Source organism: Methanoculleus chikugoensis (genome assembly GCF_900095385.1).
GTDB lineage: Archaea > Halobacteriota > Methanomicrobia > Methanomicrobiales > Methanoculleaceae > Methanoculleus > Methanoculleus chikugoensis_A.
The window spans coordinates 1-12264 of the sequence record NZ_FMID01000044.1 but is presented as its reverse complement, the minus strand read 5'-3'; the positions used below and the strand labels follow the sequence as shown (position 1 = coordinate 12264).

At 62.6% G+C, this 12264-nt stretch carries 14 protein-coding genes; 6 read left to right on the top strand and 8 right to left on the bottom strand.

Annotated elements, in window-relative coordinates; translation table 11 throughout:
• Nucleotides 1-100 precede the first annotated feature (100 nt).
• The 4 genes from L21_RS08985 to L21_RS08970 are packed head-to-tail and all read right to left on the bottom strand — an operon-like array spanning nucleotide 101 to nucleotide 2271.
• Complete coding sequence (locus L21_RS08985; protein WP_074370144.1) at nucleotides 101-598, bottom strand: NUDIX hydrolase; 498 nt, start codon at nucleotides 596-598, stop codon at nucleotides 101-103.
• A complete protein-coding gene (gene queC / locus L21_RS08980) occupies nucleotides 598-1266 on the bottom strand; it encodes a 7-cyano-7-deazaguanine synthase QueC (RefSeq protein WP_074370143.1) in 669 nt (222 codons plus the stop codon). Before queC ends, L21_RS08985 begins: the two co-directional genes overlap by 1 nt.
• Nucleotides 1263-1871, bottom strand: a complete 609-nt coding sequence (locus tag L21_RS08975; protein WP_074370142.1) for a 7-carboxy-7-deazaguanine synthase QueE — start codon at nucleotides 1869-1871, stop codon at nucleotides 1263-1265. Before L21_RS08975 ends, queC begins: the two co-directional genes overlap by 4 nt.
• The gene (locus tag L21_RS08970; RefSeq protein WP_074370141.1) at nucleotides 1858-2271 is read right to left on the bottom strand and encodes a 6-pyruvoyl trahydropterin synthase family protein; all 414 of its coding nucleotides are present in this window, start codon (nucleotides 2269-2271) and stop codon (nucleotides 1858-1860) included. The genes L21_RS08975 and L21_RS08970 overlap by 14 nt, the downstream gene beginning before the upstream one ends.
• Nucleotides 2272-2444: 173 nt before the next feature.
• Here L21_RS08970 and L21_RS08965 point away from each other — a divergent pair, with 173 nt between their 5' ends.
• The 3 genes from L21_RS08965 to L21_RS08955 are packed head-to-tail and all read left to right on the top strand — an operon-like array spanning nucleotide 2445 to nucleotide 5692.
• On the top strand, nucleotides 2445-2873 hold the full coding sequence (locus tag L21_RS08965) for a 30S ribosomal protein S12 (RefSeq protein WP_074370140.1): 429 nt from the start codon (nucleotides 2445-2447) through the stop codon (nucleotides 2871-2873).
• Between the two features lie 5 nt (nucleotides 2874-2878).
• Nucleotides 2879-3475, top strand: a complete 597-nt coding sequence (locus L21_RS08960) for a 30S ribosomal protein S7 (RefSeq protein ID WP_074370139.1) — start codon at nucleotides 2879-2881, stop codon at nucleotides 3473-3475.
• Nucleotides 3476-3499: 24 nt separating this feature from the next.
• Nucleotides 3500-5692, top strand: a complete 2193-nt coding sequence (locus L21_RS08955) for an elongation factor EF-2 (protein ID WP_074370138.1) — start codon at nucleotides 3500-3502, stop codon at nucleotides 5690-5692.
• 177 nt (nucleotides 5693-5869) lie between these two features.
• Here L21_RS08955 and L21_RS08950 read toward each other — a convergent pair whose 3' ends face one another.
• Together L21_RS08950 and L21_RS14150 are read right to left on the bottom strand one after the other, a co-directional pair.
• A complete protein-coding gene (locus L21_RS08950) occupies nucleotides 5870-6766 on the bottom strand; it encodes a PD40 domain-containing protein (RefSeq protein ID WP_143727256.1) in 897 nt (298 codons plus the stop codon).
• A gap of 349 nt (nucleotides 6767-7115) precedes the next feature.
• A complete protein-coding gene (locus L21_RS14150; protein ID WP_074370136.1) occupies nucleotides 7116-7661 on the bottom strand; it encodes a hypothetical protein in 546 nt (181 codons plus the stop codon).
• A 223-nt stretch (nucleotides 7662-7884) separates the two neighbouring features.
• Here L21_RS14150 and L21_RS08940 point away from each other — a divergent pair, with 223 nt between their 5' ends.
• Together L21_RS08940 and ppcA are read left to right on the top strand one after the other, a co-directional pair.
• The gene (locus L21_RS08940) at nucleotides 7885-8616 is read left to right on the top strand and encodes an MBL fold metallo-hydrolase (RefSeq protein ID WP_256712862.1); all 732 of its coding nucleotides are present in this window, start codon (nucleotides 7885-7887) and stop codon (nucleotides 8614-8616) included.
• Between the two features lie 108 nt (nucleotides 8617-8724).
• Nucleotides 8725-10182, top strand: a complete 1458-nt coding sequence (ppcA, locus tag L21_RS08935; protein ID WP_074370134.1) for a phosphoenolpyruvate carboxylase — start codon at nucleotides 8725-8727, stop codon at nucleotides 10180-10182.
• Nucleotides 10183-10241: 59 nt separating this feature from the next.
• Here ppcA and L21_RS08930 read toward each other — a convergent pair whose 3' ends face one another.
• The gene (locus L21_RS08930) at nucleotides 10242-10685 is read right to left on the bottom strand and encodes a protease inhibitor I42 family protein (RefSeq protein ID WP_256712860.1); all 444 of its coding nucleotides are present in this window, start codon (nucleotides 10683-10685) and stop codon (nucleotides 10242-10244) included.
• A 221-nt stretch (nucleotides 10686-10906) separates the two neighbouring features.
• Between L21_RS08930 and L21_RS08925 the strand changes: the two genes are divergently transcribed.
• Nucleotides 10907-11524: a hypothetical protein gene (locus L21_RS08925; RefSeq protein WP_074370133.1), complete on the top strand. Its 618-nt coding sequence runs from the start codon at nucleotides 10907-10909 to the stop codon at nucleotides 11522-11524.
• 3 nt (nucleotides 11525-11527) lie between these two features.
• On the opposite strand, the gene L21_RS08920 is transcribed toward L21_RS08925, so the two are convergent.
• The gene (locus L21_RS08920; protein WP_074370132.1) at nucleotides 11528-12139 is read right to left on the bottom strand and encodes a class I SAM-dependent methyltransferase; all 612 of its coding nucleotides are present in this window, start codon (nucleotides 12137-12139) and stop codon (nucleotides 11528-11530) included.
• Nucleotides 12140-12264 lie beyond the last annotated feature (125 nt).

The window sequence follows — 12264 nt, the reverse complement described above, 5'->3', positions numbered from 1 at the left end:
TTCACCTGGCTTGCCAAAGGTTGTTCATATATCGAAGCTACTATGTGTTTCTCCGGGGACGGCATAAATCTGCGCACATTCGCCGATCCCTCCCGCACCTTCACCCGAGGCACCGGCAGACCAGGCAGATCGTCTTTGCATCGACGATCCTCCCGTCCTCGATCATCGCCTTTACGTCCCCGACGGGGACACGGACGACTTCGATCACCTCGTCGTCGTCCATCTGGTAGTCGGAGCACGGGGAGAGCCCCTCTGCGAGGTAGAGCCAGATCCGCTCGTCTGTGTAACCGGGAGAGGGATAGATCCAGCCTTTCGGGACGAAAGTCTCTGCTTTCATCCCGGTCTCCTCGATCAGTTCCCGGTATGCGGTCTCGTGCGGCTCCTCATCCTCGTCGATGGTGCCTGCCGGCGCCTCGAAGACGTAGTCGTCGACGGCAAACCGGTACTGCCGGAGGAGGTAGCAGTCGTCCCCCTCGATCGGGAGGATCGCGACCGCGCCGCCGGGATGGACGACGATCCGCTCCTTCTTCGTGCCGTTCGGGAGGGTGAACTCCCTCGTCTCGATACTGAGCCTCTTGCCCCGGTAGATCTCCACCATCACACCTCGTACTTGATCGGGTCTTCGAGCCCGAGCTCCCGGAACGCCGTCCTCCTGTAGTGACAGGAGGAGCAGACCCCACAGGCCCGGTCGTCGTTCTGGTAGCACGACCAGGTCAGCTCGTAGGGGACGCCGAGCGCGAGCCCCTTTCTGACGATATCCACCTTCGACATCCGGACGAATGGCGTCATCAGGACGATCCGCGGATCCGCCGCCGTGCCGAGGTCGACCGCCCGCTGGAACGCCTCGATGAACTCCGGCCGGCAGTCGGGATAGCCCGGGTAGTCGCCGGTCTGGACGCCGATGAATATCGCCTCCGCACGGCGGGCTTCCGCGAGGCTGGTCGCGATGGCGAGGAGGTTCGCGTTCCTGAAGGGCACATACGTGCTCGGGACACTCTCTTCCTTGCCGGCGTACTCCTCGACCGGTATCGAGGTGTCCGTCAGGCTCGATGCCCCGATCTTCCTGAAGTGCTCAAGGCTGATCTCGACGAAATCGAGCGCATCGAGTTTTTTCGCGACGGCGCGGGCGCACTCCCGCTCTTTTTCCTCCGTCCGCTGGCCGTAGGTGAAGTGGAGCGCGACGATCTCGTAGCCCATATCCTTCGCGACGTAGGCGAGCGTGGTCGAGTCCATGCCGCCCGAGAGAAGGCAGACCGCTCTCTTCATTGTACCCCCAGGAGCTTGTGGAGCTGCACCTGAAACCTCACCGGGAGGTTCTCTTCGACGATGTAGTCCGCGACGGCCCGGTAGTCGGATCCCTCCACCGGCGAGATGAAGACCTCGCCCCGGATCTCGTACCGGCTCATCACCGCCCGGGCGTAGAGGAGGTCGTCCTCGTCCGCCACCACGAACTTGACGCAGTCGCGCGGGGTGATGTAGGGGAGGAGCGAGAGATCGCTCTTCTCTCCGGACGAGGGGCATTTCACGTCCATGCAGATGGAGGCGTATGCCTGCACCTCGCGGAAGTCGCAGGTGCCGTTCGTCTCGATCTCGACGGTATACCCGTGGAGATCGAACTTCTCAAGGAGTTTGAGCACCTCCTCCCGCTGCAGGAGCGGCTCCCCGCCGGTGATGCAGATATGCGTTCCGCGAAGCAGCCAGACCCGGTCGAGGACCTGCGCAACACTCATCTCTTCCCCACCTTCATGGGCGTATGGGGTGTCGCACCAGGCGCACCTGAGGTTGCACCCGGTGAGCCGGACGAACGTGCAGGGCCGCCCCTGGTTCTTCCCCTCCCCCTGGAGGCTCCGGAAGATCTCACTGACGATCATAGGTGCGCTCTGCGTAGCAGGTCGTCGACTCCCAGACCCGGATCTTCGCGACGCGGGCGTCGTGTCCCTGCCGTGCGGCCTCGGCGTCGATCATCTCCGCTATCAGCCCTGCGAGGTGCTCGCTCGTCGGGTCGCCATCGGTGGTGACGACAGGGTGGAACTCCTCGATGCACGCAGCCATGGGGTCGTCTTTGTTCAGGATCACCTGGTGGTCGAACCGCCCGACGACCTCTTTGATGCAGTTGTAGTCGAGCACTATTCCCGTGCGTTCGTCGGCCGTCCCCTCGATCCAGACCTCCACGCGCCACTGGTGCCCGTGCAGCCGGAAACACTTCCCCCGGTAATGGATCAGGCGGTGGGTCGCCTCGAAAAAAACCTCTTTGTATATCCGGGTTGTCATCAATGAAGGTTGCCCGCCAGGATATAATATTATATCAGCTCCCGATCTAATACCTAAGGCAGAAGATCGGCGTGCAAGCGGGTTCCACAATATATAAATCCGCAACGCGCGTTGCTTTATAGCACACCAGGAGTTGCTCCTATCCACAAATTCAACTAATTCGAGGGTATTCGATGGGAAATGGAAAATTTGCAGCCCGAAAACTGAAGCGCGACGCAAATAATAACCGGTGGCATGACACCAACTACGCGCGTCGTCAGCTCGGGCTCGATGTAAAAGCTGACCCCCTTGAGGGAGCGCCGCAGGGTCGCGGGATCGTTCTCGAGAAGGTGGGTGTTGAAGCAAAGCAGCCGAACTCCGCGATCCGGAAGTGCGTCCGCGTACAGCTGATCAAGAACGGTCGTCAGGTAACCGCGTTCGCCGTCGGCGACGGTGCCATCAACTTCATCGACGAGCACGATGAAGTCGAGATCGAGGGCATCGGCGGCAGACTGGGCAGGTCGAAGGGTGATATCCCCGGCGTCCGGTTCGTCGTGACCAAGGTGAACAACGTTAGCCTGCACGAGATGGTTGTGGGCCGCAAAGAGAAGCCGCGGAGGTAAGTGGTATGGTAGAAGCAGCAGAAGCAGGAGCAGAACAGTCCCAGCAGCTCCTCTTCAACCGCTGGGATATGAGCGAGGTGGAGATCCAGGATCCGAGCCTTGCCCGTTACGTGAACCTGCACACGATGATCGTGCCGCACTCCTGCGGAAAGCTCGTCGGCCAGCAGTTCAACAAGAGCAACATGCTGATCGTCGAGCGGCTGATCAACAAGATGATGCAGACCGAGAACAATACCGGCAAGAAGGAACTCGCCATCCGCATCGTCCGGGAAGCCTTCGAGATCATCAACAAGAAGACCAAGAAGAACCCGGTCCAGGTGCTGGTGGACGCAGTCGCGAACACCGGGCCCCGCGAGGAGACCGTCCGGCTGAAGTACGGCGGCATCAACGTCCCGAAGTCGGTCGATACCGCTCCCCAGCGCCGTGTCGACACCGCGCTCCGGTTCATCACCGCCGGTGTCCTGCAGGCGAGCCACAAGAAGAAGAAGAGCGTGAGCGAAGCGCTTGCCGAAGAACTGATTGCAGCCGCGAACGGCGACACCCGTTCCTACGCCGTCTCGAAGAAAGAAGAAAGAGAGCGTATCGCAAAGGCTGCTCGCTAATACCCTTTATTTTTTTGGTGAAACATGACCCGACGAAAGAAGATGGTAGAGCGGGTGACGGAGCTGATGGACAAGCCGGAGCACATCCGGAACATCGGTATCGTCGCCCACATCGATCACGGAAAGACAACACTCTCAGACAACCTGCTCGCCGGCGCGGGCATGATCAGTGAGGAGCTTGCCGGCCGGCAGCTCTTCATGGACTCCGACGAGGAGGAACAGGCACGCGGCATCACCATCGATGCGAGCAACGTCTCGATGGTTCACGAGTACGGCGGGGAAGAGTATCTCATCAACATGATCGATACCCCCGGCCACGTGGACTTCGGCGGTGACGTGACCCGTGCCATGCGTGCGGTGGACGGCGCCGTCGTCGTGGTGGACGCGGTCGAAGGCACCATGCCCCAGACGGAGACGGTGCTCCGGCAGGCCCTCAAAGAAGGTGTCCGCCCGGTTCTCTTCATCAACAAGGTCGACCGGCTGGTCAACGAACTCAAGGTGGACGAGCAGGAGATGCAGATCCGCCTTGCGAAGGTGATCGACAAGGTCAACAAGTTGATCAAGGGCATGAACGAGAAGATGTACAACGAGGGCTGGAAGCTCGATGCCGCGAAGGGCACCGTCTCCTTCGGCTCCGCGCTCTACAACTGGGCCGTCTCCGTTCCCTTCATGAAGAAGAGCAACGTCTCGTTCAAGGACGTCTTTGAGAAGTGCAACGCCGGCGACATGAAGTGGCTGGCAAAGAACAGCCCGCTGCACGCCGTCCTTCTCGACATGGTGGTCAAGCATCTGCCGAACCCCCTCCAGGCCCAGGACCGGCGTACCCACATCATCTGGCACGGGGACTACAACACCGCCGAGGGCAAGGCCATGGTTGCCTGCGACCCGAACGGACCTGTCTGCATGATGGTCACCGATATCTCGTTCGACCCGCACGCGGGCGAGGTCGCCACCGGCCGTCTCTTCTCGGGGACGCTCCGCCGGGGCACCGAGTGCTACATCATGGGTGCGGCGAAGCGCGCGAACCGCCTTGCCCAGGTCGGCGTCTTCATGGGTGCCGAGCGGATCGAGGTGGAAGCGCTCCCGGCAGGCAACATCGCCGCCGTGACGGGCTTAAAAGACGCCATCGTCGGTTCGACCGTCACGACGCTCATTGAGATGACCCCGTTCGAGTCGCTGAAGCACTACTCGGAGCCGGTCATGACCGTCGCCGTCGAGGCGAAGAGCATGAAGGATCTCCCGAAACTCGTCGAGGTTCTCCGCCAGGTGGCGAAGGAAGACCCGACGGTGCAGGTCTCGATCAACGAGGAGACCGGCGAGCACCTGATCAGCGGCATGGGCGAGCTCCATCTCGAGATCATCACCGGCCGTATCAAGCGCGACAAGGGCGTCGATATCCTCACCTCCCCGCCGATCGTCGTCTACCGCGAGACGGTCACGGGCCCCGCGGGCCCGGTCGAAGGGAAGTCGCCGAACCGTCACAACCGGTTCTATATCGAGCTCGAACCGATGGACCCTGCGATCGTGAAACTGATCCAGGAGGGCGAGGTCTCGATGCACCAGCAGGCGGTCGAGCGGCGTGACATTCTCGCTGCTGCCGGCATGGACAAGGAGGAGGCCAAGAACGTCAAGGCGATCGAGGGCAGCAACATGTTCATCGACATGACGAAGGGTATCCAGTACCTCAACGAAACGATGGAACTGGTCCTCGACGGCTGGCGCGAAGCGCTCCGCGGCGGCCCGCTCGCCGACGAGCTGGTTCAGAACCTGAAGATCCGGCTGGTGGACGTGAAACTCCACGAAGACGCCATCCACCGCGGCCCCGCCCAGGTCATCCCGGCGGTCAGGAGCGCCGTCAAGGCAGGCATCCTGATGGCCGGCGACTCGCTCCTCGAGCCGATCCAGAAGATCCAGATCACCGTCCCGAGCGAGCAGATGGGTGCGGCGACCTCGCAGATCCAGGGTCGGCGCGGCCAGGTCTTCGATATGCTGAGTGAAGGCGACACGATGACGATCGTCGGCAGGGCCCCGGTCGCCGAACTCTTCGGGTTTGCCGGAGATATCCGGTCCGCTACCGAAGGCCGTGCGATGTGGAGCACCGAGTTCGCCGGGTTCGAACTGGTGCCCTCCGGCATCGTGAACGACGTGGTCATGGCTATCCGCAAGCGCAAGGGCTTGAAGGAACAGCTCCCGCGCCCGGACGACTACCTGGCGTAATCACCTCCCCGATACCCTCCCTTTTTTGTTTTTCGTCCCTGCGAGCGGATGCCTCCGGCCGATGCCTGCCGGGTCCGTTATGCGATACAGGAGGGCATGGCGCCGGATGTCCTGAAGCGAGGGGCGTGGTGAGGAACCCCTCGTCTCCGGGACAACCTCACGGCATGCTCCGCCCCGTCACAGGAGGAACGGTGTCTGGGTTGGTTCGAGGGTTACGAAGGTCACCGGCGGGAAGGTTCTCGGCGGCAGGGTTCTTGTCGGCGTCAAGGTCTCCGTCAGATCATCGGGCGGCATGGTCACCGTTGCTTCCGGCGTCGGTGTGGCCGTCGCCGTCGGAGTAGCCGTCGGAGTGGCCGTCGGTGTTGCGGCCGTCGGACGGGTGGTTGTACCGGGCACTCCGGGCGTTCCGGGTGAGGCGGGTGTCAGGCCCGGCCCCGGTGCGGAGGGGGCAGACGGCGCAGATGGTGCGGACGTTGCCGCCTCATCGGGGGTCCAGGCGTAGATGTCCCAGTTGCCGTGCCGGTAGTCGTTCCAGACGACCATGCTCTCCGTGACGGCGGGAGTCATCTGCGCGCTCTCGTTGTCCGTGATCCGGGTCTCCTGTCCGGTAGAGAGGTCGTAGAGGTAGATATCCCAGTTGCCGTTCCGGTCGTCCTGCCAGACGATCCAGTCTCCGGCGATGACGGGATTGACCTCATGACCGGACCCGCTCGTGATCTGCCTCTCCTCCCCCGTGGCCAGGTCGTAGAGGTAGATGTCCCGGTTCCCGCTCCGGTTGTCCTCCCAGACGACCTTATCGCCGCTCACCCCCATCCCGGCGGGGAGGGCTGCGGCGAACTGGTCTGTCTCCGGCGGTGAGAGCGCGCGTTCGCTCTCCCCGGTCAGGTTGTAGAGGTAGACATCGTAGTCCCCGGTTCGGTTGTCGGACCAGAGGATGCGGTCGGCAAGGACCGTTGAATAGACCTGGTCGACCGTGGCGTTGGTGACCCGGTGCTCCGAGGCCGTTGCGACACCGGCGAGAAGGGCGAGGGCGATCAGGGCCACCGCCGGTGCATAGAGGTTACATCCGTTCATCGTTTGAGCCTCCCGGAACCCCCCGCTCGCCGCTCCTCCGGAGCACCGGCCGGGCAGGTTCCCTTCATTCACGGAGAAAGTTCTCACCCCGCCTTGCAAACACCTGCAGCGTCCCTATATCGACACCGATTCGATGAGAGGGACGTCTCGCGAGAGATGGTGACCGGGCGGTGCCGGCGATCCTGCATGGGTGATCCTTCCTCGGGTGGGGAAGTAGGGATGGTTGTATATAATACCGACCTGCAGCCGGGAGAGGCGTCCCCTAAGAACGGTTGCGAGGCCGACCGGCAGCCGTTTTACCGGTCGGGGAGGTCCGCGGTGCCTCATCAAACGATATCGTGGAGTCTGTCTACCGCTTCTGCGCTGCGCCGAGCAGTCCAGCGAGAGCGATCGCGGCGATCGCGATCAGTCCCGGGAGCGGTGCCCGGGTCGGTTCCTGCGTGGCCGTGGCCGTCGGTGTCTCCGTGGGCGTCTCCGTGACCTCGGCAGTGGTCTCCGTGGCCGTGGGCGGCGGAGCATGGACGAACACGATGCTGTTCTCGTGAATCAGGCCGTCTTCCTTACTATACGCAAAATATCGTCCGTAATGCCCTTTGAACGTATAGACGTTGATCGTGAAGTAGCTGTCCTTCGGGACGCCGATAACCCGCTTGATCGATTTTGCAGGGTTGTCGTCCTGGTACTTCCGGAGTTCCGTGATCGGGTTGAACGAATCCGCTTTGCGGAGCCCTATGAGGTCGAGGACGATCGGTTCGGCCTCCACCTCGATCGTATCGCCGGGCTGCACCAATCGTGTACCGGTCTTCTCCTGTGCGGCTGCCGGGACGACGAGCGCCAGGGAGAGGACTACGAGGATCACGAGGAGATGTCGGGATGTCGATTTCTCATACGCCATAGATTCAGACTCATTTCTTCGATATATATGTGTATTGAAATTCGGTCGGAGTTCCTGTCCCCCGTCTTGCAAATCTCTCCGATGTCGGCCGATATCTCCTATCCCCTACGTATTCTCCTCGTTCCGACCGAATCATTGATGTAGGGAGAAGGCATCCTGGGGTTGGGGTGCCATGAAGGCCGACGGTCGGAATGCGGTGGGTTCTGCCGGGAGCGGGTGGATTATGGAGCAGAAGACAAGGAGCCCTGCCACCCGCCGCCTTCCGGCGGTCGTTGCCGTGCCGCTCGGCGCGACCTCTGCGTTCATCGTCAGGGACCGGAGCGTGCTCCTGGTCGATACCGGCAATCCCGGGGATGAGGCGGCCATCCTGGCCGCGATGAAGCAGGCGGGCATCAGGCGCGACGAGGTCTCGTTGATCCTGGTCACGCACGGGCATCCGGAGAGTTACGGGAGTGCCGACGCGCTCCGGGAACTGACCGGCGCACCGGTCGCCGTTCACGAGGGCGATGCCGGTGCCGTCCGCCTCGGGGTCGACGGCCTGTGCTTCCCCGCCCGGGTCGTCCCGGGCCTGATCCGGCTTGTGCGCGAGAGGAAGGCCGTCTCCGGTCCGGGGGGCATTGAGCCCGATATCATCATCGAGGGCATCGCCGACCTCGGGGCGTTTGGTCTCCGGGGCAGGATCGTCCCCACGCCGGGGCATACTCCCGGCTCGGTCTCGGTTCTCCTCGCCGGCGGCACCGCCATCGTCGGCGATCTCCTCTCCGCCATCTTCCCGGGCGGAAGACCCCGGTTTCCCTTCAGGATGGACGATCCCGCGGCGGCAAAGAGGAGCCTTTTGGATCTTCTTGCCTTCGGGCCGGAACAGGTTTATGCGGCACGCGGGGGGCCGTGGCCGGGAACGGAAGTATTGAGACGGTTCGGCGGCGGGAAGACGGGGCGGAAGGCCCGGGAATGAACCGCGGTGGGACAGGAGGCGACCGAAGATCTTTTCATGTCAACCGTAGACCAAAGAGGGGGTTGACATGAGACGCCCGGTCCCCGCTATGAAGGAGCGCTAAACTCTATGGTACGAATACCGCAGTGCATGAGCACCCAGCACCCCGACAACGTCAACCTGCCGTTTTTTGCCGAGAGCCCGGAGCTCGGCGGCGACGACGAGGTCCAGGAGGCGTACTACGCCTACTCTCACCTGGGGTGCACCGAGCAGATGTGGGACTGCGAGGGAAAAGAGGTCGACAACTTCGTGGTCAGGAAACTCCTCTCCCGGTACGACACCTACTTCCGGGAGAAGAGGCTCGGCCGGGACGTCTTCCTGACGCTCCGGGTCCCGAACCCCGAGGTCGAGACGGCCGAGGCGAAGATACTCCTCGAGACGCTTGAGAGCATCCCACGGTCGTTCGATACGGCGTGCCTCTTCTACGGGGACGAGTGTCCTCCGATATTCGAGGTGATCCTCCCGATGACGGCGTCTCACGCCGCTATCGATAATATCTATCGTTATTACACCGATATCGTCGTCGGGAAGCAGGAGAGAAGCCTTGGGGAAGGGGGCTTGACCATCGCGGACTGGATCGGGAGGTTCCGGCCGAACAGGATCAACGTGATCCCGCTCTTTGAGGAGATGGACCATATGTTGGATGCGCATACCACGGTCAGGCGCTACCTCGAAGGCAAGGATATCGCCGACCAGCGCGTCTTCCTAGCCCGATCCGACCCGGCGATGAACTACGGGCTTGTCAGCGCGGTTCTTCTGAACAAGATCGCGCTCCTGCATCTCCAGGAGGTCTCGGAGGAGACGGGGACACGGATCTATCCCATCATCGGGGTGGGTTCGGCGCCGTTTCGGGGCGGTCTCTCCCCGGGGACCGTCGGTCGGGTTACCACCGAGTACCCGAGCGTCCACACGTTCACCGTCCAGTCGGCGTTCAAGTACGATCACCCGCTTGAGGATGTCCAGGATGCGGTCCGGAGGCTGGAGGAGCGAAGGCCCGGCCGCCCCCGGCCCGTCGACGAGGCGGCGGCTCTCGACCTGATCGGGAGGTATACCCGGGCATACGAGCGGCGGCTCGGGCCGCTTGCCCCCGTGATCAACCGGGTTGCCCGGCATGTGCCCGAGAGGCGGAAGCGGAAACTGCACATCGGCCTCTTCGGCTACGCCCGGAGCACCGGCGGGATCACCCTGCCGCGGGCGATCAAGTTCACCGCGGCCCTCTACTCGATCGGTCTCCCTCCCGAGGTCCTCGGCCTGGATGCGCTGGACGATGCGGACATCGGGTTTCTCAGGGACACCTACATAAACTTCGACGAGGACCTGAGGGCCGCCGCCCGCTTCCTCAATACGGAGACCGGGTTCGTCCCCCGGGAACTTGCGGAGAGGGTGGCCGACCTGGTGGATGTCGAACCGGACGCGGAGCATGCGGAGATCACGGGCGAGATCGCCCGGGCGCTCCGCGAGAACGAGACCGGGAGGTTGAGCTCGCTCATTCTCTCGGCCGCGCACCGGCGCAGGTTCCTGGGGTGACCCGGCTCCCAAAAGAGGGGTCTTTGCCCCCCGCACGGTTGCGGGGGAACGTGCGCAGGTTACTCGATGGTGAAGGCCAGCGAGAACGTGGTCTCGTTGCCGGTCGTCTCTTCCCAGGGGCGCTTGTAGATCGCGGTGAACTCGGCGGCACCGGGCTCGGCGGCGCGGTACTGCCAGACGTGCACTCCACCGGCGCCCACGAGTTCGGTCTCCGGCGCGATGTAGGTGTCGTTCACGTACTCGAGTCCGGCAGACGATGTGACGTTCCACGAAAAGCCGGTCGTCGGGTTCTCATCGAGGCTGATGGTGATCTCGCTTCCGGCCGGGAGGGTGACGGTCTCGTTGTTGTTCGTCTCGTTGAAGGCATACTCCCCCGTCGCGGCGGGCGTGGGCGTCGCGGTCGGGGTTCCCTCTTCCGGCTGCGATGTGCAGCCGGCACCGAGGAGGCACATTACCAGCAATCCTGCAACCAGGACGCTGCAGATGCTCTTTTTCTGAACCATGCGGTAAGGTATCTCGGAATGGTTAAATAGTTTTCTTAAACTCCTGGAAATGATATTCGCAGCCCGGGCGTATCCGGATTCGATCGTTTCGGAGCCGGCCCTTTTAACGGGAGATTCGTGCATGCTCCAAAACGGTTTTTGGATGATTAGAACGGTCTGAAGGGCAAAATAACAATCTATAAATATTATTCTATCATTCTGGTCGTTCAGAGGGCATCATCATGAGAAACATCTCACCAGCAATGGTTCTGGGACTCTTTGCGCTGCTCGCGCTCTGCCTCATGACGGCAGGCTGTACAGGTACTTCAGACTCAGACACGACCGGCGACGCCTCCTCTGGAACTGGCCCGGCGGCCACCACCAGCGTCACCGCCAGCGGTACCTCCGCTCCCGGGGGCGTCCCGGGCAGCGTGACCGCGGTCTCGTATACGGCGTTGATCGCGTTCCTCCCGAATGCGCCTGCAGGCTGGACTGCAGAAGAGCCTGTCGGGGCGTCTTGGACGGTCGAGGACAGCCAGTGGACCTGGGCGTCCCGTGAATACGGCAAGGACAACGCCTGGGCGACGATCTTGATCCAGGATTCGGCCTACTACGACGTGGGCTACTGGCAGTCCTGGGACTCGATGGTCTCGTTCGAGTCGACCGAGGGCTACTACAAGCAGGGGAAGGCCGGCGGCTACCCGTCCTGGGAGTACTTCACCAAGCCTGACTCCTACGGCACCTGGATCGGCGTGAACGACCGGTTCATGGTCTACGTCAGCGTTGAAGGCGGCTCCAAATCGGATCTCGATGCGTTCGTGAACGCCGTCAACTACGGCGGCCTTGCGAACCTGAAGTAACCCCTAACCCTTTTTTTTATTCTCCGGCACGGCCGTGACGATGTAATGGTATGGTCCTGACTCCGCCACCGCCCTGACCTCCAGTCCCGCCTCCGCCATCAACGCCGCCGCATGCTCCCGGCTGAACTTTCTTTCGGGCGGCGGACCGAGGGGGAGAGGCTCCTTCTTCCAGTCCACGTCGACGATCAGGCCGGATCCGGATACCATCCGGTTTGCATTCCGGAGCACCCGAACCGGGTCGACGAAGTCGTGGAGGTCGATGCCGAAGAAGACGACGTCCGCGCAGCCGCTGCAGAGAACGATCTCCTCGGCCATCCCCCGGTGGAGGACGACGTTGTCGAGCCCTTCGGAAAAAGCCTTCTCCTGCAGGAGATCGAGGGCCTCCGCATCGATATCGATCCCGCAGACGCGGCCGTGCGGTCCGACCATCCGCGCGGCCGGGAGTGCGAAGAACCCCTCCCCGCACCCGACGTCGATGAAGGTCGAGCCGAAGGCAAGCCCGATCCCTTCAAGGATGGACTCGGGGTGCTGCCAGCGCCGCCGGGCGGCTTCATCCCCGGGCAGGTATCTCCGGGAACGCGTGTGGTGTGCCATGCCGGTCCCGGTGTTCTTCATCGGGAAAGAACCTGCTGTTCCCCTGCGGTGCTGCGGCCGGTGATGGTGAAAAGCTTCGGGAGCGCCGTGCGCCCTCACTGCATCGCCTTACGGATCTTCTCCTGCACTTCCGGCTGCCCCGGGTT

Coding starts and splice junctions, on each gene's coding strand:
- L21_RS08960 (WP_074370139.1), top strand. CDS start 2,879: ATGGTAGAAGCAGCAGAAGCAGGAGCAGAACAGTCCCAGCAGCTCCTC.
- queC (WP_074370143.1), bottom strand. CDS start 1,266: ATGAAGAGAGCGGTCTGCCTTCTCTCGGGCGGCATGGACTCGACCACG.
- L21_RS08950 (WP_143727256.1), bottom strand. CDS start 6,766: ATGAACGGATGTAACCTCTATGCACCGGCGGTGGCCCTGATCGCCCTC.
- L21_RS08930 (WP_256712860.1), bottom strand. CDS start 10,685: ATGGTTCAGAAAAAGAGCATCTGCAGCGTCCTGGTTGCAGGATTGCTG.
- L21_RS08975 (WP_074370142.1), bottom strand. CDS start 1,871: ATGATCGTCAGTGAGATCTTCCGGAGCCTCCAGGGGGAGGGGAAGAAC.
- L21_RS08940 (WP_256712862.1), top strand. CDS start 7,885: ATGGAGCAGAAGACAAGGAGCCCTGCCACCCGCCGCCTTCCGGCGGTC.
- L21_RS08925 (WP_074370133.1), top strand. CDS start 10,907: ATGAGAAACATCTCACCAGCAATGGTTCTGGGACTCTTTGCGCTGCTC.
- L21_RS08985 (WP_074370144.1), bottom strand. CDS start 598: ATGGTGGAGATCTACCGGGGCAAGAGGCTCAGTATCGAGACGAGGGAG.
- L21_RS08970 (WP_074370141.1), bottom strand. CDS start 2,271: ATGACAACCCGGATATACAAAGAGGTTTTTTTCGAGGCGACCCACCGC.
- ppcA (WP_074370134.1), top strand. CDS start 8,725: ATGGTACGAATACCGCAGTGCATGAGCACCCAGCACCCCGACAACGTC.
- L21_RS14150 (WP_074370136.1), bottom strand. CDS start 7,661: ATGGCGTATGAGAAATCGACATCCCGACATCTCCTCGTGATCCTCGTA.
- L21_RS08920 (WP_074370132.1), bottom strand. CDS start 12,139: ATGAAGAACACCGGGACCGGCATGGCACACCACACGCGTTCCCGGAGA.
- L21_RS08965 (WP_074370140.1), top strand. CDS start 2,445: ATGGGAAATGGAAAATTTGCAGCCCGAAAACTGAAGCGCGACGCAAAT.
- L21_RS08955 (WP_074370138.1), top strand. CDS start 3,500: ATGACCCGACGAAAGAAGATGGTAGAGCGGGTGACGGAGCTGATGGAC.